General features: G+C 73.1%; 17 protein-coding genes. 8 read left to right on the forward strand and 9 right to left on the reverse strand.

Translation table 11 applies throughout. The features are described from left to right. Window positions 1–196: 196 nt before the first annotated feature. The 5 genes from ABZY57_RS08000 to ABZY57_RS08020 all read right to left on the reverse strand — a co-directional run bounded on the left by ABZY57_RS08000 (window position 197) and on the right by ABZY57_RS08020 (window position 7584). Entirely contained in the window at window positions 197–1372 is a 1176-nt protein-coding gene (locus tag ABZY57_RS08000; protein WP_356509289.1) for an acyl-CoA dehydrogenase family protein, read from the reverse strand. Beyond that, window positions 1369–3342 (reverse strand): biotin carboxylase N-terminal domain-containing protein, encoded by a 1974-nt coding sequence (locus ABZY57_RS08005; RefSeq protein ID WP_356509291.1) that lies wholly within the window; start codon window positions 3340–3342, stop codon window positions 1369–1371. Before ABZY57_RS08005 ends, ABZY57_RS08000 begins: the two co-directional genes overlap by 4 nt. Before the next feature lie 8 nt (window positions 3343–3350). Further along, window positions 3351–4949 (reverse strand): carboxyl transferase domain-containing protein, encoded by a 1599-nt coding sequence (locus tag ABZY57_RS08010; protein ID WP_356509293.1) that lies wholly within the window; start codon window positions 4947–4949, stop codon window positions 3351–3353. Continuing rightward, the gene (locus ABZY57_RS08015) at window positions 4946–6700 is read right to left on the reverse strand and encodes an acyclic terpene utilization AtuA family protein (protein ID WP_356509395.1); all 1755 of its coding nucleotides are present in this window, start codon (window positions 6698–6700) and stop codon (window positions 4946–4948) included. Before ABZY57_RS08015 ends, ABZY57_RS08010 begins: the two co-directional genes overlap by 4 nt. Window positions 6701–6768: 68 nt before the next feature. Continuing rightward, on the reverse strand, window positions 6769–7584 hold the full coding sequence (locus tag ABZY57_RS08020) for a TIGR03084 family metal-binding protein (RefSeq protein WP_356509295.1): 816 nt from the start codon (window positions 7582–7584) through the stop codon (window positions 6769–6771). Window positions 7585–7908: 324 nt separating this feature from the next. Between ABZY57_RS08020 and ABZY57_RS08025 the strand changes: the two genes are divergently transcribed. After that, the gene (locus ABZY57_RS08025; protein WP_356509396.1) at window positions 7909–8592 is read left to right on the forward strand and encodes an HAD-IA family hydrolase; all 684 of its coding nucleotides are present in this window, start codon (window positions 7909–7911) and stop codon (window positions 8590–8592) included. 21 nt (window positions 8593–8613) lie between these two features. Here ABZY57_RS08025 and ABZY57_RS08030 read toward each other — a convergent pair whose 3' ends face one another. Continuing rightward, window positions 8614–8817, reverse strand: a complete 204-nt coding sequence (locus ABZY57_RS08030) for a hypothetical protein (RefSeq protein ID WP_356509297.1) — start codon at window positions 8815–8817, stop codon at window positions 8614–8616. A gap of 95 nt (window positions 8818–8912) precedes the next feature. Between ABZY57_RS08030 and ABZY57_RS08035 the strand changes: the two genes are divergently transcribed. The 4 genes from ABZY57_RS08035 (at window position 8913) to ABZY57_RS08050 (ending at window position 12384) form a co-directional block, all read left to right on the forward strand. After that, window positions 8913–9995 carry a WYL domain-containing protein gene (locus ABZY57_RS08035; protein WP_356509299.1) on the forward strand — a complete coding sequence of 361 codons (1083 nt, stop codon included), beginning with the start codon at window positions 8913–8915 and terminating at the stop codon, window positions 9993–9995. 162 nt (window positions 9996–10157) lie between these two features. Then, window positions 10158–10400, forward strand: a complete 243-nt coding sequence (locus ABZY57_RS08040; protein ID WP_356509301.1) for a hypothetical protein — start codon at window positions 10158–10160, stop codon at window positions 10398–10400. Between the two features lie 135 nt (window positions 10401–10535). Further along, window positions 10536–11444, forward strand: coding sequence for a hypothetical protein (locus tag ABZY57_RS08045; RefSeq protein WP_356509303.1), 909 nt, complete (start codon window positions 10536–10538; stop codon window positions 11442–11444). Between the two features lie 124 nt (window positions 11445–11568). Beyond that, on the forward strand, window positions 11569–12384 hold the full coding sequence (locus ABZY57_RS08050; protein ID WP_356509305.1) for a hypothetical protein: 816 nt from the start codon (window positions 11569–11571) through the stop codon (window positions 12382–12384). Here ABZY57_RS08050 and ABZY57_RS08055 read toward each other — a convergent pair. Beyond that, a complete protein-coding gene (locus tag ABZY57_RS08055; RefSeq protein ID WP_356509307.1) occupies window positions 12345–13355 on the reverse strand; it encodes an EamA family transporter in 1011 nt (336 codons plus the stop codon). The genes ABZY57_RS08050 and ABZY57_RS08055 overlap by 40 nt on opposite strands. A 47-nt stretch (window positions 13356–13402) precedes the next feature. Further along, window positions 13403–16138 carry an FAD-binding and (Fe-S)-binding domain-containing protein gene (locus ABZY57_RS08060; RefSeq protein ID WP_356509309.1) on the reverse strand — a complete coding sequence of 912 codons (2736 nt, stop codon included), beginning with the start codon at window positions 16136–16138 and terminating at the stop codon, window positions 13403–13405. A gap of 95 nt (window positions 16139–16233) precedes the next feature. Here ABZY57_RS08060 and serC point away from each other — a divergent pair, with 95 nt between their 5' ends. The 3 genes from serC (at window position 16234) to ABZY57_RS08075 (ending at window position 19170) form a co-directional block, all read left to right on the forward strand. Then, on the forward strand, window positions 16234–17352 hold the full coding sequence (serC, locus tag ABZY57_RS08065) for a phosphoserine transaminase (protein WP_356509311.1): 1119 nt from the start codon (window positions 16234–16236) through the stop codon (window positions 17350–17352). 374 nt (window positions 17353–17726) lie between these two features. Next, on the forward strand, window positions 17727–18524 hold the full coding sequence (locus ABZY57_RS08070; protein ID WP_356509313.1) for a hypothetical protein: 798 nt from the start codon (window positions 17727–17729) through the stop codon (window positions 18522–18524). Then, window positions 18517–19170 (forward strand): class F sortase, encoded by a 654-nt coding sequence (locus tag ABZY57_RS08075; protein ID WP_356509315.1) that lies wholly within the window; start codon window positions 18517–18519, stop codon window positions 19168–19170. Before ABZY57_RS08070 ends, ABZY57_RS08075 begins: the two co-directional genes overlap by 8 nt. Before the next feature lie 16 nt (window positions 19171–19186). On the opposite strand, the gene ABZY57_RS08080 is transcribed toward ABZY57_RS08075, so the two are convergent. Then, window positions 19187–19771: a TerD family protein gene (locus ABZY57_RS08080; RefSeq protein ID WP_356509317.1), complete on the reverse strand. Its 585-nt coding sequence runs from the start codon at window positions 19769–19771 to the stop codon at window positions 19187–19189. Window positions 19772–19845: the final 74 nt, after the last annotated feature.

The raw sequence follows: 19845 nt of genomic DNA on the forward strand, positions 1-19845 counted from the left end.
GGCGCTGCCCGGAGCCCGCGCCTCAAGCACCGGCGGGGCTGGGGATGCCCGCGGGCGCTGCCCGGAGCCTGGTCCTCAAGCGCCGGACGGGCTGGGAAGGGGTACCGGGCTGCGCCCCGGCCCCCGGCAGCGGCGCCGCACCCCGAAACGGGGCCGGACGGCCCCCGCGCAGCGGTGATTCGGGGTGGGGGCCCGGTCAGTAGGACTTGGGGAGGCCCAGGGTCTGGTGGGAGATGAAGTTGAGGATCATCTCCCGGCTGACCGGGGCGATCCGGGACACCCGGGAGGCGACGATCAGCGCGGCCAGGCCGTACTCGCGGGTGAGGCCGTTGCCGCCCAGGGTGTGGACGGACTGGTCCACCGCCCGGACGCAGGCCTCCCCCGCCGCGTACTTCGCCATGTTCGCGGCCTCGCCCGCTCCCATGTCGTCGCCGGCGTCGTAGAGGTGGGCCGCCTTCTGCATCATCAGGCGGGCCAGCTCCAGTTCTATGTGGATGGCCGCCAGGGGGTGCGCGATGGCCTGGTGGGCGCCGATGGGGGCCTTCCAGACCTGTCGGGTCTTCGCGTAGTCGACGGCCTGGGCGAGGGCGTAGCGGCCCATGCCGATGGCGAAGGCGGCGGTCATGACGCGCTCGGGGTTGAGGCCCGCGAAGAGCTGGAGCAGTCCCGCGTCCTCGTCGCCGACCAGGGCGGAGGAGGGGAGGCGTACGTCGTCCAGGACCAGCTCGAACTGCTTTTCCGCCGCCTGGAGTTCCATGTCGATCGGGGTGTGGGTGAAGCCGGTGGTCTCGCGGGGGACGATGAAGAGGCAGGGCTTGAGGCTGCCCGTCCGGGCGTCTTCCGTGCGGCCCACGACGAGGGTGGCGTCGGCGATGTCGACGCCGGAGATGAAGACCTTGCGGCCGGTGAGGATCCAGTCGTCGCCGTCGCGGCGGGCGGTGGTGGTGATGCGGTGGGAGTTGGATCCGGCGTCGGGTTCGGTGATGCCGAAGGCCATCGTGCGGGTGCCGTCCGCGAGTCCGGGGAGCCAGGCCTGCTTCTGGGCCTCGGTGCCGAAGCGGGCGATGACCGTGCCGCAGATGGCGGGTGAGACGACCATCATGAGGAGGGGGCAGCCCGCGGCGCCGAGTTCTTCGAGGACGATGGAGAGCTCGGCGATGCCGCCGCCTCCGCCGCCGTACTCCTCCGGGAGGTTGACCCCGAGGTAGCCCAGCTTGGCGGCGTCCGCCCACAGTTCGTCGGGGTGGCCGCCCTCCCGGGCGATGCGGGCGAGGTACTCGCGGCCATACTTGCGGCCGAGGGCGGCGACCGCCGCGCGCAGGGCCTGGTGTTCTTCGGTTTCGAGCGTCGTGGTGCCGGGGGTGGAGCTCATGCTTCCTCCTGGACTACGGCGAGCAGGGCGCCGAATTCGACCTGTTGGCCGGTGGCGGCGTGGAGCGCGGTGAGCGTGCCGGAGGCGGGCGCGAGGATGCGGTGTTCCATCTTCATGGCCTCCAGCCAGAGCAGGGGCTGCCCGGCGGTGACGGTGCTGCCGGGGGTGAGCCCCTCGGCGACGCGGACGACGGTGCCGGGCATGGGGGCGAGCAGGGATCCCGGTTCGGTGCGGTCCTGCGGGTCCGCGAACCGGGGCACGGGGGTCAGGGCGTGGGAGCCGAGCACGGAGTCCACGTACGCCGTGTTCGATTTTTGTTTCACGTGGAACAGCCGCCGGACGCCGTCCACTTCGAGGGTCACCAGGTGGCGCTCGGTGGACAGGATGCGCACACCGGGATGGTCGGGGAGCTCCGGGGGGCCGCTGCGGGACGGGTGGTACCGGACGTCGTACTCGGTCCCGGCGGCCGTGTAGCGGCGGCTCTGCGGCTGGGAGCGGAGGTTGCGCCAGCCGCCGAGGCGGGTGGCGAGGGAGGCGTCCGGGGCGGGGGCGGCCTCGGCGAGGGCGGCGGCGAGTGCGCAGAGCGCGGGGGCCGGGTCGTCGGGGGCCGTCTCGGTGAGGGCGGGCAGGTGGCGTTCGTAGAAGCCGGTGTCGAGCCGGGCCGCCGCGAACTCCGGGTGCCGCAGGGAGCGTACGAGGAGCTCGCGGTTGGTGATCAGCCCGTGGATCCGGGCTCCGGCGAGCGCGTGGGCCAGGGCGCGGACCGCCTCGGCGCGGGTCGGGGCATGGGCGACGACCTTGGCGAGCATGGGGTCGTAGTGGATGGAGACGGTGTCCCCGTCGGTGAAACCGGTGTCCACGCGAATATCGCCGGGGACGGCGAGGGTGTGCAGGGTCCCGGTCTGCGGACGCCAGTCCTGAGCCGGGTCCTCGGCGTAGAGGCGGGCCTCCACGGCGTGTCCGTCGGGCGCGGGCGGGTGCGGGGGCAGGGCCGCGCCCTCGGCGATCCGCAGTTGCAGTGCGACGAGGTCGACCCCGAAGACCGCTTCGGTGACGGGGTGTTCCACCTGGAGGCGGGTGTTCATCTCCAGGAAGTACGGGCGGCCGTCGGCGGTGACGAGGAACTCGACCGTGCCCGCGCCCTCGTACGAGACCGCGCGGGCGGCGGCCACGGCAGCCTCGTGGAGGGTGCTGCTCAGGGCTTCGGGGAGGCCGGGCGCGGGGGCTTCCTCGATGACCTTCTGGTGGCGGCGTTGCAGGGAGCAGTCGCGGGTGCCGAGCGCCCAGACGGTGCCGTGGGCGTCGGCGAGGATCTGCACCTCGACGTGACGGCCGCGCTCCACGTAGGGCTCGGCGAAGACCTCGCCGTCACCGAAGGCGGACAGGGCCTCGGCGGAGGCGGCTTCGAGGGATTCCTTGAGGGAGTCGAGGTCCCGGACCACCCGCATCCCGCGGCCGCCACCGCCCGCCGCGGCCTTGAGGAGCAGCGGGAGGTCGGCGCTGGTGGCCGCGTGCGGGTCGACGGGGTCGAGCAGTGGGACTCCGGCGGCGCGCATCAGCTCCTTGGCCCGGGTCTTGGAGGCCATGGCCTCCATGGCCTCGGGCGGCGGGCCGACCCAGGTAAGTCCAGCGGCGCGGACGGCGCGGGCGAAGTCGGCGTTCTCGGAGAGGAAGCCGTAGCCGGGGTGGACGGCGTCGGCGCCCGCCGCGAGGGCGGCTCCGATGACCAGGTCGCCGCGCAGGTAGGTGTCGGCGGGTGACGCGCCGGGCAGCCGTACGGCCGCGTCGGCAGCGCGGACGTGCAGGGCGTCGGCGTCGGGGTCGGAGTGCACGGCGACGGTGGCCAGGCCCAGCGCGCGGGCCGTGCGGAAGACGCGGACGGCGATCTCGCCGCGGTTGGCGACGAGGAGGGAGGTGAGGGGGGTCGGTGAGTTCAGGGCGTTCAGAGCGTTCAGAGCGTTCAGAGTCATGTGCGGGCTCACATCCGGAAGACGCCGAAGCCGCCACGGGCGCCCTCGACAGGGGCGTTGTGGACGGCCGACAGGCACAGGCCGAGGACGGTGCGGGTGTCGCGCGGGTCGATGACCCCGTCGTCGTACAGCCGTCCGGACAGGAACATCGGCAGGGACTCGGACTCGATCTGCGCCTCCACGAAGGCACGCATGCCGGCGTCGGCTTCTTCGTCGTAGGGCTGTCCCTTCGCCGCGGCCGACTGGCGGGAGACGATCGAGAGCACGCCGGCGAGCTGGGCGGGGCCCATGACCGCGGACTTGGCGCTGGGCCAGGCGAAGAGGAAGCGGGGCTCGTAGGCGCGGCCGCACATGCCGTAGTGGCCGGCGCCGTAGCTGGCGCCGATGAGGACGGAGAGGTGGGGGACCTTCGAGTTCGAGACCGCGTTGATCATCATCGAGCCGTGTTTGATGATGCCGCCCTGCTCGTACTCCTTTCCGACCATGTAGCCGGTGGTGTTGTGGAGGAAGAGGAGCGGGATGTCGCGCTGGTTGGCGAGCTGGATGAACTGGGCCGCCTTCTGCGATTCCGCGCTGAACAGCACGCCTTGGGCGTTGGCGAGGATGCCGACCGGGTAGCCGTGGAGGCTGGCCCAGCCGGTGACCAGGCTGGTGCCGTAGAGGGGCTTGAACTCGTCGAAGTCGGAGGCGTCGACGATGCGGGCGATGACCTCGCGGGGGTCGAAGGGCGTCTTGAGGTCGGCCGGGACGATCCCGAGGAGTTCCTCGGGATCGTGGAGGGGTTCCTCGGCGCGCGCCGGCTCCGGTCGGGCCTTGCGGTGGTTGAGCCGGGCGACGACGCGGCGGGCCTGGCGGATGGCGTCGTGCTCGTCGAGGGCGTAGTAGTCGGCGAGGCCGGAGGTCCGGGCGTGCATGTCGGCTCCGCCGAGGGACTCGTCGTCGCTCTCCTCGCCGGTGGCCATCTTCACGAGGGGCGGGCCGCCCAGGAACACCTTGGATCGGTCCTTGATCATGATGGTGTGGTCGGACATGCCGGGGATGTACGCGCCTCCGGCGGTGGAGTTGCCGAAGACGACCGCGATGGTGGGGACGCCGTCGGCGGAGAGCCGGGTGAGGTCGCGGAAGATGGCGCCGCCCGGGATGAAGATCTCCTTCTGGGAGGGGAGATCGGCGCCGCCGGACTCGACGAGGCTGATGCAGGGGAGCCGGTTCTGGCGGGCGATCTCGTTGGCCCGCAGGGCCTTCTTGAGCGTCCAGGGGTTGGAGGCGCCGCCGCGGACGGTGGGGTCGTTGGCGGTGACCAGGCACTCGACGCCCTCGACGGTGCCGATGCCGGTGACCATGGAGGCGCCGACCGGATAGTCGCTGCCCCAGGCGGCGAGCGGGGACAGCTCCAGGAAGGGGGTGTCCGGGTCGAGGAGCAGCTCGACCCGCTCGCGGGCGAGGAGCTTGCCGCGGGTCCTGTGGCGGGCGGTGTACTTCTCGCCGCCGCCGGCGAGGGCGGTGGCGTGTGCGGCATCGAGCTCGGCGAGGCGTTCCAGGGCGGCGGTACGGGCCTGCGCGTGCTCGGGGGCGAGCGGGTCGACGGCGCTCTTGAGGCGGGTCACGGGGTCCCCTCCGGGGTGGTGGCGGGTACGGGGAACCCCGCGGGCGGTTCCAGCAGGGCTGCGGGGATGTCCACGTGGCGGGAGCGGAGCCATTCGCCGAGGGCCTTGGCCTGGGGGTCGAAACGGTGGCCGGAGGCTACGCCGTCGCCGAGGATCCGGGTGATGGTGAAGTTGAGGGAGCGGAGGTTGGGGAGTGCGTGGCGGGTCACCTCCAGGGGGGCCGCCTCGGGGAGCAGGGCCTTGAAGGCGTCGACGGTGAGGGTGTCGCGGAGCCATTCCCAGGCGGGGTCGGTCTCGGCCCATACCCCGACGTTGGCGTCGCCGCCCTTGTCTCCGCTGCGGGCCCCGAGGATGGCGCCGAGCGGCACCCGGCGGGTGGGCGCGGCCCCCTGCTCGCCGGGGGCAGGGCCGGGGCCGGGGCCGGGGCCGGCCGGAGCCGGTGGCTCGGGGGCGGCGGGTCCTGCGGGGCTCGCCCCCACCCCACCCCTTCCCGAAACCACAGGCTCCGCCCCCGGGCCCCCGGGGCCGGGGTCCACCCGGACCGGCAGCCGGGTGCCGTCCGCGAGGACCGCCGTGTGGGGGGTCGACGCGGCGGGGGCGGTGGTCGACGTGAACACTCCGTACGGCTGGGCCGGGGAGGGCGGGGCCGTGACGTGGAAGCCGGGGTAGCTGGCGAGTGCCAGCTCGATCGCGGCCGAGGTGAGGGCCCGGCCGACGCGGTCGGGGGACGGGTCGCGGACCACCAGGCGCAGCAGCGCGCTCGCCGACTCCTCGGTCGGGGCGTCCTCGTGGTCCGTACGGGCCAGCGTCCAGGTGACCGACTCCACCGGCGCGAGCAGCGCGGACAGCTGCTGCCGCACCAGCGCCGCCTTCGCGTCCACGTCCAGGCCCGTCAGGACGAAGACGACCTCGTTGCGCCAGCCCCCGATGCGGGTCACGCCCACTTTGAGGGTGGCGGGCGGGGCTTCCCCCCGGGTGGCCGAGACCGCCACCCGGTCGGGGCCGGCCTGGGTCAGCCGGACCGTGTCCAGGCGGGCCGTCACGTCGGGGCCGAGGTAGCGGACTCCCTGGGTCTCGTAGAGGAGTTGCGCCGTGACCGTACCGACGGAGACGACTCCGCCCGTGCCCGGGTGCTTCGTGATGACCGAAGAGCCGTCCTGCGCGATCTCGGCCAGCGGGAACCCCGGCCGGGACACGTCGTGCCGGGTGAAGAAGGCGTAGTTGCCGCCCGTGGCCTGGGTGCCGCACTCCAGTACGTGGCCCGCGACCACCGCCCCCGCCAGCCGGTCGTGGTCGTCCGGCGCCCAGTCGAACCACCATGCCGCGGGCCCGCTCACCAGTGCCGCGTCGGTGACCCGGCCGGTGACCACCACGTCCGCGCCCGCCCGCAGGCAGGCCGTGATCCCGGCGCCGCCGAGGTAGGCGTTGGCGGTGAGCGCGCCCTCTCCGGAGGGCAGGGCGTACGGCATCAGGTCGTCGCCCTCCACGTGCGCGACCGACACGGGGACGGACAGCTTCGCGGCCAGCGCGCGCACCGCTCCGGCGAGTCCCGCCGGGTTCAGGCCGCCCGCGTTCACGACGATCCGTACGCCCCGTTCGTGGGCGAGGCCGAGGCACTCCTCCAGTTGGCGCAGGAAGGTTTTGGCATAGCCGAGTTCCGGGTTCTTCAGCCGGTCACGGCCGAGGATCAGCATGGTCAGCTCGGCCAGGTAGTCCCCGGTCAGTACGTCGAGGGGGCCGTCCGTCAGCATCTCGCGCACGGCCTCGAAGCGGTCTCCGTAGAAGCCCGACGCGTTGCCGATCAGCAGGGGGCGCCGGGTCACCGGGAGGCCCCCGGCTCGCGCCCCGGGCCCGCCGGGCCGGCGAAGGCCTGGGCGATGTCGAGCCAGCGGTCGGCGTCGGGGCCGGACGCCGTCAGGGACAGGTCGGCGCGGTGGGCGCGCTGGGTCACCAGCAGGGAGAAGTCGAGCGCCGGGCCCGTGACCCGCTGCGGCGCGCCCTCGGGGCCGTACGTCCACACCTCGGAGCCGTCCCCCGGAGCCGTCAGCTCCACCCGGAACTCCCCCGTCGGCGCGGCCAGTCCCCGTACCGCGTACGCGTAGTCGCGCGCCCGCACTCCGATCCGCGCCACGTGCCGCAGCCTGGCCGTCGGTACGCGGCGCACCCCGAGTGCGTCGGCGACGTCCTGGCCGTGCGCCCAGGTCTCCATCAGGCGGGCGCTCGCCATCGACGCCGCCTTCATCGGCGGCCCGTACCAGGGGAATATGGCGTCGGGCGAGGCCGCGGCGAGGGCCTCGTCGAGTGCGGCACGGCCCTCCCGCCAGCGGGCCAGCAGCTCGGCGGGGGCCATCGCGGCGCCCTCCTCGGCGCCCGCGTCGACGAAGGAGTCGGGGGCTTTCAGGGCCTCCTCGACCAGCCCCGCGAAAGCCGTGGCGTCGGTGAGGGCGAGCAGCGAGGCCCGGTCGGTCCAGTGCAGGTGGGCGATCTGGTGGGCGAGGCTCCAGCCGGGCGCGGGCGTGGGTCTCGCCCAGTCGACGGCGGACAACTCCCCGACCAATGAGTCGAGTTCCCGCCCCTCCTCGCGGAGATCGGCGAAGACGGAGACGACGTTCTCGACAGCGGACGGATCGGGCACGGGTGCGCTCCCCTTCTCGGCGTGAGGGGAAGCGTGGCAGCAGGCAGGAAAACAATCAAGCGTGCTTGCATTATTTTTGCGAGAGGTGAAAGGGGTTGGGTGGCCGGGGACTTGGAGGGTTCATCCGGCCGGTCTTGCGCGGGGCGCACGCCCGCGGCGAGGATCCACGTCATGGCCGAGCGCAGGAACAGCGACGTGGGCAGGGACGCAGGCAGGAACGCAGGCAGGGACGCGAGCACGGATGCAGGCAGGGATGTGGACGCAGACGCGGACAGCGGCGCGGCCAAGGACGAAGGCGCACGCGCGGGCTCCGTCCGAGGCGTGATGTTCGACTTCTCCGGCACCCTCTTCCACATCGAGCCCACCGAGGACTGGCTGCGCGCGGTCGTGTCGGACGCCGGGATCGACCTTTCCGAGGCCGAACTCACCGCCTGTGCGGCCCTGCTGGAAGAGGCGGGCGCCCTTCCTGGCGGCGCCTCGCCGCGGCGGCTGCCGGACCGGCTGGAGCCGCTGTGGCGGGAGCGGGACCTGAGTCCCGAGCAGCACCGGGCCGCGTACACCGCCCTCACCCGGGAGGTGCCGCTGCCCTCCGCGGAGCTGGCCGACGCCCTCTACGAACGGCACCGGATCCCCGCGGCCTGGCGGCCGTACCCCGATACCGCGGCCGCGCTCGCCGCACTGCGCGCACGGGGCATCCCCGTCGCCGTCGTCAGCAACATCGGCTGGGACCTGCGGCCCGTCTTCCGCGCCCACGGGCTGGACCGGTTCGTCGACGCGTACGTGCTCTCCTTCGAGCACGGGGTCCAGAAGCCCGATCCCCGCCTGTTCCGGGTCGCCTGCGACGCCCTCGGGGCGGCGCCCGCGGAGGTGCTCATGGTCGGCGACGACGCCGTCGCGGATACGGGGGCCGCGGCGCTGGGCTGCCCGGTCCGGCTGGTCGAGCACCTGCCCGTCGACCAGCGGCCGGGCGGACTGAGCTCGGCGCTCGGGGCGCTCGGGCTCCTCTGAGGCGCGGCCGGGCGGCTGGGATCAAGCGGCGCTGCCGGCCGGGGTCATCCCCGCGAAGCCCTTCGTCGGGAACTCGATCTCGTCGAAGCTCGCGGCGCCGTCGAAGTGGCGGGTGGCCCGGGAAACCGCCGGAAACGCCTCCCAGCCGCTGTCCGCGTCCAGGAAGTCGGCTAGCCACCGGTTGGACACGTCCCAGGTGCCGACGAGGCAGTCGAAGTCGTTCATGTGCGCTCTCCCCAACAACTGTTCTCTGCTGTGCTTTGCGCTGATGGGGGAACCGTAGGAGCGCTCCACTGACATCCTGTGGCAGTGAAGTCCACGTGAAGTCCAGCCGACTGCTCTCGATCCTGCTCCTGCTCCAGACCCGCGGCCGGATGACCGCCACCGAGCTCGCCGGGGAGCTGGAGGTGTCGGTCCGTACGGTCTACCGCGACGCGGAGGCCCTGGCCGCCGCCGGTGTCCCGCTGTACGGCGACGCCGGGCACAGCGGCGGCTACCAGCTCCTCGACGGCTACCGCACCCGCCTCACCGGGCTGGCCCCGGGCGAGGCGGAGGCCCTCTTCCTCACCTCGATGCCGGGACCGGCCGCCGAACTGGGCCTCGGCCGCGCCCTGTCCACCGCCCAGCTGAAGCTGCGCGCCGCCCTGCCCGCGGAGCTGCGTGCGCAGGCCGACCGGATGCGGCTGCGGTTCCACCTGGACGCGCCCGGCTGGTACGCGGAGCACGGGGAGACCCCGTACCTGGGGCAGGTCGCCGACGCGGTGTGGCGGGGGCGGGTCGTCGAGGTCCGCTACCGGCGCTGGAAGGCACCCCACGAGGTGGACCGGCGGCTGGCCCCGTACGGCCTGGTCCTGAAGGCGGGGCGCTGGTACCTGGTCGCGGGCGCCGTGGAGACGGAGGCGACTACGGCTACGGCTACGGGGTCGATGGAGGCGGAGAGCGCGGAGGGCGCGGAGGGAACCGGGAGCACCCCGTCCCCGCGCACCTACCGGGTGGACCAGATCCTGGCGGTACGGGAGACCGGCGAGGAGTGCGCGCTCCCCGACGGCTTCGAGCTGGCCGCCCACTGGCGGCGCAGCCAGGCGGAGTTCCACGAGCGGCTGTACCCCGAGGAGGCGGAGGTACGGGTCTCCGCGCGCGCGGCCGCCCGGCTGACCGGTGCCCAGGCCCGGGCCCTGACCGCCACCGGGACCCCGGACCCGGGACTGCCCGGGTGGACCCGGGCGGTCCTGCCGATCGAGTCGCAGGACCACGCGGAGGCGCAGTTCCTGCAGCTCGGCGCGGACGCGGAGGTACTCGCCCCTCCTGCCCTGCGCCGGCGCATCGGAGCGGCAGCCGCCGCGACGGCGGCGCGCTACGGGACGGCGGGGGACACGGACCTGGCCACGGACGGCAAGGGCTGAGGCGGAGGACGGGAAGGGCGGGGCCGTGGAGGGGAGGGCGGGGCCGTGGAGGGGAAGGGCGGGGCCGCGGAGGGGAAGGGCGGGGCCGTGGAGGGGAACAGGGCCGTGGACGAGTCGGGGTGAGGCCTTCCCTCCGGTGCGGGCGGCTGGGATGCTCCCCGCATGACGCCTCCTCGGATGTACTTCGCCACGGCCGCCCTGAGCGCCCTCGCGCTGGGCGTGGCCATGGCCAGCGGCTGGGGCCAGGACTTCCCGGACGGGGAATCGCACGGCTCGGCGTCCGGCTCCGGCTTCTCGCTCTCCGCCTGGGCGGCGGACTGGGCGTCCGGGGCGACGCACGTCGAGGCGAACGTCCAGCACGCCGACGTGACGCCCCGGCCGGCCGGCGACATCATCTGGAACTGACGGGGCCCGCTTGGCCTGAACTCACCCCTCCCACCCCGAAGCACCACCCAAACCTCCCTGGAACAAAGGGAGTCGGTATAGCGTCGTCGCCGACCACGACGGGCACGAGGTACGGGGCACGGGGGCTGGAGCGACATGAGTGTCGACGTTCGCTATCGGGTGGAACGGATCGCGCTGGCCCTGATGTCCACATCGGGCGTCGTGGTGCTGATCGCGGACCTCCTCGGGTGGCTCGACGCACTCGCTCCCGGGGGTGCGCTCCCCAAGGTGACCCTGCTCATCCTGAGCACGGTCACCGTGTTCCTGCTGCTGGAGATCGACCGCCTGCGCAAGCTCGACGTGGTCGAAGCGCAGGTCACCCGGCTCGACGACACCCTCAGGACGCAGGTCGCCCGGCTCGACAGCAGCTTCCAGGCGCAGCTCGCCAAGCTGGACATCGACACCGTGGCGCAGCAGCTCAAGCAGGAGAACTACCTCGGTGTGATCCGGGTCCACGCGGAGTTCCCCGACGACCAGTTCAACGCGTACGTGGAGGGCGCCACCCAGGAGGTGGCCATCCTGCAGACCTTCATTCCCAATCTGGACCACCTCCAGCCCGCGCTGGAGAAGGCGCTGGTGGACCACGGGGTCCCCGTGCGCATCATGCTCCTCTACCCGTCCTCCCCGGTGGCGGGACTGCGCGACGAGGCGCTGCGCTCCGTACGGGACCCCGCCCTCGCGCTGGACGTGAAGGCCCGGGTGGAGATGTGCCTGGCCGGCCTCGCGGAACTGCACAGGGCGGTCGGGCCGACGGGCCGGGAACTGCTCAGCGTGCGGGTGTACAACTCCCTGCCGTCCATCGCCGTGCACAAGGCCGACGAGCACTTTTTGGTCAGTTCGTTCCTGCACCGCCAGCTCGCGGTCCACTCCGCCCAGACCGAGATCGACGGATGTGACACGACGATGGGCCGGCAGGTCCAGAGGGAGCTGGACACGCTGTGGTCGATCGGCCGCGACGTGGCCCTGGGCGACTGGCGCGAGTCGCTCAGGAACATCACTTGGTGACCCGGATCCGGGCGCGGATCCGGATCCGGAACCCGAACAAGGACCAGATCCAAAAGAACCAGGACCAGAACCAGAACCAGGACCAGGACCAGGACCAGGACCAGGACCACGGAAAGGTACGGCCATGCACGACTTGGGCGCCCGGGGCCGGCACGACGGGCTGGACGGACCGGACGGGCTGCGCGAGCTGGACGGGTTCGAGAACGGGCTGATCGAGCGCTTCGAGGAGCATCCGGTCCTCGCGAACATCACCCGGCTGCCCGACGAGGACTTCACCGCGCTCCTGCTCCAGCGGCGCTACGTATCGCTCGCGTTCACCCCGTCCTACGACCTGGCCATCGACCTGCTGCGCGACGCGGAGGGGCTGCGGATCGCCCGGTTCATCCTGCGCGAGGAGTACCCGGGCGCCACGGGGCACGCGCCCTCGCACCGCGAGGACATGACGGAGGACCTGCGCCGGCTCGGGGTGTCGAGGGAGGCCCTGGTGGCGTCGAGGCCCACGGCCGCGACGAAGCGCGCCATCACCGACACCCTCGAACTGATCGCGGACGCGGGCGGCCACGCCGACGCCGACCTGCGGCTGCTGACCTTCCTGCGCTTCTGGGGCGAGGTGCTGGTCTCCGTCGAGTACGGGCGGCTGTGGGAACGCATGGGGCCGCTGTTCACGAGCGGGGGCGACGGCCGCAACCGTTCCCGCTTCTACCACCCGCACCTGGTCCACGACGCGAAGACGCACTCGCTCGCGACCGTGTCCATGCTCTCCGACACCCACTCCGACCGGCTGGCCGCCCGGGTGACCGAGCTCCTCGCCCGTGCGGACGGGGCGGGCGGGACGGCGGGTGCGGACGCCTTCAGGGAGACCGAGGAACGGGCGCTGCTCCTCAAGGCCCGCTTCTACGATCAGTTCCTGCCGGTGCCGGCGCCCTCGACGGCGGGCTGAGCCCCGGACGGCGGCTTCGGGCGGGTCTGCGAGCGGACCGCGCCCATGCTCGCCACGATGACCAGCGCGATCGCCGCCGCGTCGAGCGCCGACAGCGCCTGGTTCAGGATCAGGAACCCGGCGGTCGCGGCGATCGCGGGCTCCAGGCTCATCAGGATCGCGAAGGTCGGCGCGGGGAGCCTGCGCAGGGCGAGCAGTTCCAGCGTGTAGGGCAGGACCGAGGAGAGCAGCGCCACGCCGAGGCCCAGGAGCAGGGTGCTGGGGTGCAGCAGGGCCGAGCCGGCCTCGATCACGCCGAGCGGCAGGGACAGGACGGCGGCCACGGCCATCGCCAGCGCCAGCCCGTCGGCCTGCGGGAACCGGCGTCCGGTCCGCGCGCTGAACACGATGTACGCCGCCCACATGCCGCCCGCCGCGAGGGCGAAGGCCACGCCCAGCGGGTCGAGCCCGCCGAGGCCGCCTCCGCCGTGGGTGGACAGCAGGACGACCCCGGCCAGTGCCAGCCCGGCCCACAGCAGGTTCAGCAGGCGGCGGGAGACCACGACGGAGAGCACCAGCGGGCCCAGGACCTCCAGGGTGACGGCGGGGCCGAGGGGGATGCGGTCGATGGCCTGGTAGATGAACCCGTTCATGCCGGCCATGGCCACGCCGAACCACACGACGGTCGACCAGTCCGCGCGCGCGTACCCGCGCACCTTGGGCCGGCAGACGAGCAGCAGCACCAGCGCGGCCGCGGCCAGCCGCAGCGTGACCACGCCGGCCGCGCCCGCCCGCGGCATGAGCATCACCGCGAGGGCGGCGCCGAACTGCACCGAGACGCCCGCCGTGACCACCAGGGACACGGGGCCGAAGCGGGCCCGGAAGGAGCCGTCTGCGGGGGCGGTGGCCGTCGTGCGTACGGGCTCCGTGGGCGCGGGGGTGCTCGTGGCCGTGCTCGTGGCGGTGCTCGTGGGTGAGGAGGGTGCGGGCATTTATCCAGATTAGGGGGTGCGTAAGGACCATGCGTCCGTGTTTTGCCTTACATCCGAGGTTCGTCCGGCAAGCCCTCCGCCAGGACCTCCGCCAGGTGGCGGGCCCGGCCGCCGGCCAGCTGCGCGATCTGGGTCCGGCAGGAGAACCCGTCCGCCAGCACCTCCGTACCCGGAGCGGCCGCCCGCAGTGACGGCAGGAGCTGTTCCTCGGCGCACGCCACGGAGACCTCGTGGTGGCCGGGCTCGAAGCCGAAGTTGCCCGCGAGGCCGCAGCAGCCGCCGCTGAGCTCTCCCGTCAGCCCGGCGCGCTCGCGCAGCCGGCGGTCGGGGGCGTCGCCGAGGACGGCGTGCTGGTGGCAGTGGGTCTGGCCGGCGACCGGCCGGTCGAGGCGGGGCGGCTGCCACTGGGGGGCGTACTCCTCCAGGGTCTCGGCGAAGGTTCGGACGGCCGCCGCGAGACGGGGTGCGCGGGGGTCCTCCGGGAGGAGGGCGGGCAGATCGGTGCGGAGCGACGCCGCGCAGCTCGGTTCGAGGACGGTGACGGGCCCCTGCGGGTCGCCCACGGCGTCCAGGGTGCGGCGCAGGACCCTGCGGGCGGCGTCGAGGCGGCCGGTGGAGAGGTAGGTCAGTCCGCAGCAGACGCGGCCCGTCTGCACCCCCGGCTCCAGGCCGGCGGCCCGCAGCACCCGCAGGGCGGCGTGCCCGGCCTCGGGAGCGAGGTACTCCGTGAACGTGTCCGGCCACACCGTCACCCGCGTCCCGCCCCCGGACCCGACCCCGGGCGTGCCCTGCGGGCGGCCGCGGGTGAACGGGGTCCGGGCCAGCCGGGGCAGGGGCCGGGACGGCTCCAGGCCCGGGACGCGGAGGAAGCGGGACAGGAGGTTCAGGGGGCGGGCCAGCCGCAGCGCCGCGATCAGGCGGAGCCACCCCGGCAGCCCGCCGAGGGCGTAGTGGGAGAGCGGGCGCAGCCGGCCCGCCCAGTGGCGGTGGAGGAACTCCGCTTTGTAGGAGGCCATGTCGACCCCCACCGGGCAGTCGCTGAGGCAGCCCTTGCAGCCGAGGCAGAGATCCAGTGCCTCGGCGACCTCCGCCGAACGCCAGCCGTCGGTGACGATCTCCCCGGCCAGCATCTCGTGCAGCAGCCGGGCCCGCCCCCGCGTGGAGTGGCGTTCCTCCCCCGTGGCCCGGTACGACGGGCACATCACCCCCGGCCCCCCGACCTCCGTCGACCGGCACTTCGCCACGCCGACGCAGCGCGCGACCTCTCCCGCCAGCGGTGACGCCGGGAGGACCGCGAAGCGGAGGTTCTCGTCGAGGCGTGCCGGGCGGACCAGGATGCCGGGGTTCATGCCTCCCGCCGGGTCCCAGACCCGCTTGTAGGACGCGAAGAGCCCGATCACCGAGGGCCCGTACATCCGCGGCAGCAGCTCCGCCCGCGCCTGCCCGTCCCCGTGCTCCCCCGACAGGGATCCCCCGTGCGCGACGACCAGGTCGGCGAGGTCCGAGGAGAAGGCCCGGAAGCGGGCCACGCCCGGCTCGGTGACCAGGTCGAAGTCGATCCGCACGTGGACGCAGCCCTCGCCGAAGTGGCCGTACGGGGATCCGCGCAGCCCGTGCTCCGCCAGCAGGGCCCGGAAGGCGCGCAGGTAGGCGCCGAGCCGGGCGGGCGGTACCGCGCAGTCCTCCCACCCGGGCCAGGCCATGGTCCCGTCGGGCATCCGGGTGGCCGTGCCCGCGGCGTCCTCGCGGATCCGCCACAGGGCCCGCTGCGCCGCCGGGTCGGTGAGCAGCAGGGTGTCGACGGCGTCCGAGGCCCGCAGCAGGGCCCGCGCCGCGCCCTCGTCGCGCATCTCCGCGAACAGCCACGCCCCGCCCCCGGGGAGCCCGGCGGCCGCCGCCGTTCCCCCGACCAGGTCGGCGGCCATCCCCTCCACGGTCAGCGGCCCGTACCCGAGCAGCCCCACCGCTGCCTGCGCCGCCGCGCTCTCGTCGGCGTACCCGAGGACGGCCAGCGCCGGGGCGGGCGGCAGCTCCACGAGCCGTACCAGCGCCTCGGTCACCACCCCGAGCGTGCCCTCGCTCCCGCAGAACGCCCGGGCCACCCCGGTGCCCCGCTCGGGGAGGAGTGCGTCCAGGCCCCCGTAGCCGGAGATCCGCCGCGAGAAGCCGTCCGCCATGCCGGTGCGCAGGACGGCCAGGTTCCCCGACACCAGCTCCCGCAGCCCGTCCGGTGCGCCCTCCCAGCCCGTGCCGAGCCGGTAGGAGGCTCCCCCGTACGCCGTCACCGCCAGCTCGGCGACGTTGTCGGCGGTGGTCCCCCAGGCCACCGAGTGGGCCCCGCAGGCGTTGTTGCCGATCATCCCGCCGAGCGTGCACCGGGAGTGCGTGGAGGGGTCCGGCCCGAAGGTCAGCCCGTGCGGGCGGGCCGCGTCACGCAGCCGGTCGAGGACGAGGCCGGGCTGGACCACGGCGGTGCGGGAGTCCGGGTCCAGGGAGACGAGGGCGTCCATGTGGCGGGTGAGGTCCAGCACCACGCCGGTGCCCGTCGCCTGGCCCGCGATGGAGGTGCCGCCGCCGCGCGGCACGACCGGGACCCCGGCCCCGGCGCACACCGCGAGCGCGGCCGCCACGTCCTCGGCGTCGCGCGGGGCGACCACGCCGACCGGGACGCGGCGGTAGTTCGAGGCGTCCATCGTCGTCAGGGCACGGGCGGCGGCGCCGAAGTCGACCTCTCCGCGCAGGTTCTTCCTCAGGGTCCGTTCGAGTTCACCGGGTGACGTCACGGCGGACAGCCTCCCACCGGCTCCCGCCCGTCCGCGTCATCTCATCGGGTGGACGCGGCTCCAAGGGGCGGACCCGGACCCGATACGCTCCGCTTGTGGCCGAGATCCAGATTCCCGCTGACATCAAGCCCGCCGACGGACGCTTCGGCGCGGGCCCCTCCAAGGTGCGGACCGAGGCGCTGGACGCCCTCGCCGCCACCGGTACCTCCCTGCTCGGAACCTCCCACCGCCAGGCTCCGGTCAAGAACCTGGTCGGCTCCGTGCGCCAGGGCCTCCGGGACCTCTTCTCCCTCCCCGAGGGCTACGAGGTGATCCTGGGCAACGGCGGCTCCACCGCCTTCTGGGACATCGCGACCGCCGGTCTCATCGAGCGGAAGTCGCAGCACCTCACCTTCGGTGAGTTCTCCTCCAAGTTCGCCAGCGCCGCGAAGCTCGCGCCGTGGCTGGACGCTCCTTCGGTGATCTCCTCCGACCCGGGGACCCACCCGGACCCGGTGGCCGAGGCGGGCGTGGACGTGTACGCGTACACCCACAACGAGACCTCGACGGGTGTCGCGGCGCCGATCAAGCGCGTCGCGGGCGCCGACGAGGGGTCCCTCGTTCTGGTGGACGCGACGTCGGGCGCCGGCGGCCTGCCGGTGGACATCACCGAGACCGACGTCTACTACTTCGCCCCGCAGAAGTCCTTCGCCTCCGACGGCGGTCTGTGGCTGGCGGCGTTCTCCCCGGCGGCCCTGGAGCGCGCGGCCCGCGTGCACGCTTCCGGCCGGCACATCCCGGAGTTCTTCTCGCTGCCGACGGCGATCGACAACTCGCTGAAGAACCAGACGTACAACACCCCGGCGCTCTCCACCCTCTTCCTGCTGGACCAGCAGCTGGAGTGGATGAACAGCCAGGGCGGTCTGGAGTTCACGACCGGCCGTACGTCGGCCAGCGCGGCCCACCTGTACGGCTGGGCCGAGGCGTCGAAGTACGCCAGCCCCTTCGTCGCGGACGCCGCCAAGCGCTCGGCCGTCATCGGCACGATCGACTTCTCGGACGACATCGACGCGGCCGCGGTCGCCAAGGTGCTGCGCGCCAACGGCATCGTGGACACCGAGCCCTACCGCAAGCTCGGCCGCAACCAGCTCCGCATCGCGATGTTCCCGGCGATCGACCCGGCGGACGTGCAGGCGCTCACCGCGTGCGTCGACTTCGTGATCGAAGCCCTCTGACCGAGCCCGACCGAGCCCGTCCGACACGCTCCGGAGCCCCCGGTGACACTTCGTCACCGGGGGCTCCGCGTTGTCCGCACCCGCCCGACAGCGTCCCGGGTCAGTTCCGAGTCGGTTCCGAGGCAGTCCTGAACGACCCCTGAAGGACGAAGTCCGCCGTACGTCCCGCAACCCCGGGACGTTGGTCCCAAAAATCGGGGCAAAGGGCCGGCCAACAGGAGATCCACACCCCCTCCACCGCCTGCGGTTTTGCGCCCCGGGACCTTCGGCAGGGGCCCTCACCGGCCCCTCCGAGGGCTGCAACCGACCGCCCCAGGATGTCCCTCATGTCTGGTGTGCCGGGAACGAACCCCGGCCCGTTCAGGAGGAACCCCATGCGCAAGGCACTTACCCTCTCGGCGATCGCCCTCGCCTCGTCTATGGCACTGGCAGCCCCCGCCGTCGCGTTCGCCGCCGACTCCGTTCCGACCGCGCACAGCAGCGCGAGCCCCGAGGCGGCCCCGGTGGCCCTGAAGCTGTCGGTCTCCTCCGGCAAGCCGGGCGACTCCGTCCGGATGTCGATGGAGGTCCCGGACGGCTCGACGAACCTGTCCATCTCCTCCAAGGCCCTGAACGACGTCGAGATGACCGACGGGCGCGGCGCCACCGCCACCATCGCCAAGGTCGCCGACGGCAACTACGGCATCTCCCTCACCGGCACGGGCCCCGACGGCAAGAAGCTCCAGGCCACCGCCCAGATCACGGTCAAGGAGGGCAAGCCCACCCCGACGCCGACCCCGACCGCCTCCACGCTGAGCCTGTCCCAGGACCACGGCAAGCCCGGCGACAAGATCGACGTCACCATCAGGACGGCGCCGGACGAGAAGAGCGCGTTCGTCAGGTCCGATGCCTTCGGCGGCCAGGTCGACCTGAAGAGCAACGGCAAGGGCGTCTGGACCGGCACCACGGTCGTCGCCAGGGACGTCACGTCCGGCTACTACGGCGTCGAGGCCTACGCGGGCGGCAAGAAGTTCGACACCGTCAAGTTCTCCACCGACGCCACCGGCCCGGTCAACCCGAAGCCGAAGCCGGCCCCGGTCGACCCGAGCCACCACAAGACCCCCAAGGGCTCCGTGAACACCGGACGGGCCCCGCTCGGCTGGGTCCCCTCGGACGCGGCAGACCATGGCTGAGCGGTCCGCCCCTGAACGCGCCCCCCGCCGGAGCGGCCGCGCGCTGCGCGTGGCCGCCCTGGCGGGCGCCTCGGCGCTCACCGTCGTCCTGATCTCCTCCTGCTCCTCCGGCGGTGACGCCGCCGCCGGCACCGCCGAGAACGACCCGGCCGACGCCAAGGCCGCCTCGGTGCTGAGCGCCTCCGTCCCGGACCGCATCGTGATCCCGGACATCAAGGTCGACGCCCCGCTCGACACCGTCGGGCTCGACGCCCAGGGCGCCATGCAGGAGCCCGACTTCGCCAAGCCCGAGGACGCGGCCTGGTACAAGGAGGGCCCGACCCCCGGGGAGAAGGGCGCGGCCGCCATCGTCGGGCACATGGACACCCCAAAGGCGCCCGAGGCCGTCTTCTACAACCTCAAGAAGCTGAAGAAGGACGAGAAGATCGAGGTCCACCGCGACGACGGCTCCACCGCGGTCTTCGCCGTGGACGAGGTCGACACGTTCAAGAAGGACCGGTTCCCGACCGACAAGGTCTACGGCGACACCCACGGCAAGGCCGAGCTCCGCGTCATCACCTGCGGCGGCAACCTCACCAAGGACCGCCACTGGGACGCCAACGTCGTGGTGTTCGCCCACCTCGTCGGGCAGGAACAGCCCCGGTAGCCCCGGAGCGGGCCGCTTACTTCGCCACGGCGAAGCGCATCAGGGCCTGCTCGTCGCCCGGCTTGATCTTGCCGGTCTCGTTGATGACGTGGAGCTTCCAGCCGGCCCCGTCCCGGACCGCCTTGGCCACGGCGCAGCCGTTGTCGCTGCCGAGCAGGCTCGGCCAGATGTCGGCGACCTGCTGGGTGCTGCCGCCCGTGCCGTCGTACACCTTGAAGCTGATGTTGCGGGCGCTCTGGAAGGAACTGCCCTTCTTGTACGCGGCGGCGACGAAGACGATGGACGTGACGTTGCCCGGAACCCGGGCGAACTCGACGGTCACCGTCTCGTCGTCGCCGTCGCCGTGGCCGGTCTGGTTGTCCCCGCTGTGGAGCAGCGAGCCGTTGCCCATGGGGTCCAGGGAGTCGAGACCCGCGAGCCGGACCGGGTCCGATCCCTGCATCGCGATCGCGATCAGGTCCAGGTCGGTCCCGATCTTCCGCTTGAACTTGCCCATCAGGCCGCCGCTGCTGCCCACGGTGGGGTCCCACGAGACCCCGATGGACAGGTGGGTTACGCCGCCCAGGTCCGCGGGGCCGTCTTCCTTGGTGAGCGTGATCATGCGCAATCCTCACAAATAGCTGTGCGATACCGACTCATGAAGTCTGCCTGAAGCCGGTTCGTTTGCGGAGCCGC

Source organism: Streptomyces sp. NPDC006450, assembly GCF_040612195.1.
Lineage (GTDB): Bacteria > Actinomycetota > Actinomycetes > Streptomycetales > Streptomycetaceae > Streptomyces.

What these genes read in the sequence shown, in the direction of transcription:
- ABZY57_RS08000 (WP_356509289.1), bottom strand. Translation starts at nt 1,372, where the DNA reads ATGAGCTCCACCCCCGGCACCACGACGCTCGAAACCGAAGAACACCAG.
- ABZY57_RS08005 (WP_356509291.1), bottom strand. Translation starts at nt 3,342, where the DNA reads ATGACTCTGAACGCTCTGAACGCTCTGAACGCCCTGAACTCACCGACC.
- ABZY57_RS08015 (WP_356509395.1), bottom strand. Translation starts at nt 6,700, where the DNA reads ATGCTGACGGACGGCCCCCTCGACGTACTGACCGGGGACTACCTGGCC.
- ABZY57_RS08025 (WP_356509396.1), top strand. Translation starts at nt 7,909, where the DNA reads ATGTTCGACTTCTCCGGCACCCTCTTCCACATCGAGCCCACCGAGGAC.
- ABZY57_RS08030 (WP_356509297.1), bottom strand. Translation starts at nt 8,817, where the DNA reads ATGAACGACTTCGACTGCCTCGTCGGCACCTGGGACGTGTCCAACCGG.
- ABZY57_RS08040 (WP_356509301.1), top strand. Translation starts at nt 10,158, where the DNA reads ATGACGCCTCCTCGGATGTACTTCGCCACGGCCGCCCTGAGCGCCCTC.
- ABZY57_RS08045 (WP_356509303.1), top strand. Translation starts at nt 10,536, where the DNA reads ATGAGTGTCGACGTTCGCTATCGGGTGGAACGGATCGCGCTGGCCCTG.
- ABZY57_RS08050 (WP_356509305.1), top strand. Translation starts at nt 11,569, where the DNA reads ATGCACGACTTGGGCGCCCGGGGCCGGCACGACGGGCTGGACGGACCG.
- ABZY57_RS08055 (WP_356509307.1), bottom strand. Translation starts at nt 13,355, where the DNA reads ATGCCCGCACCCTCCTCACCCACGAGCACCGCCACGAGCACGGCCACG.
- ABZY57_RS08070 (WP_356509313.1), top strand. Translation starts at nt 17,727, where the DNA reads ATGCGCAAGGCACTTACCCTCTCGGCGATCGCCCTCGCCTCGTCTATG.
- ABZY57_RS08075 (WP_356509315.1), top strand. Translation starts at nt 18,517, where the DNA reads ATGGCTGAGCGGTCCGCCCCTGAACGCGCCCCCCGCCGGAGCGGCCGC.
- ABZY57_RS08080 (WP_356509317.1), bottom strand. Translation starts at nt 19,771, where the DNA reads ATGATCACGCTCACCAAGGAAGACGGCCCCGCGGACCTGGGCGGCGTA.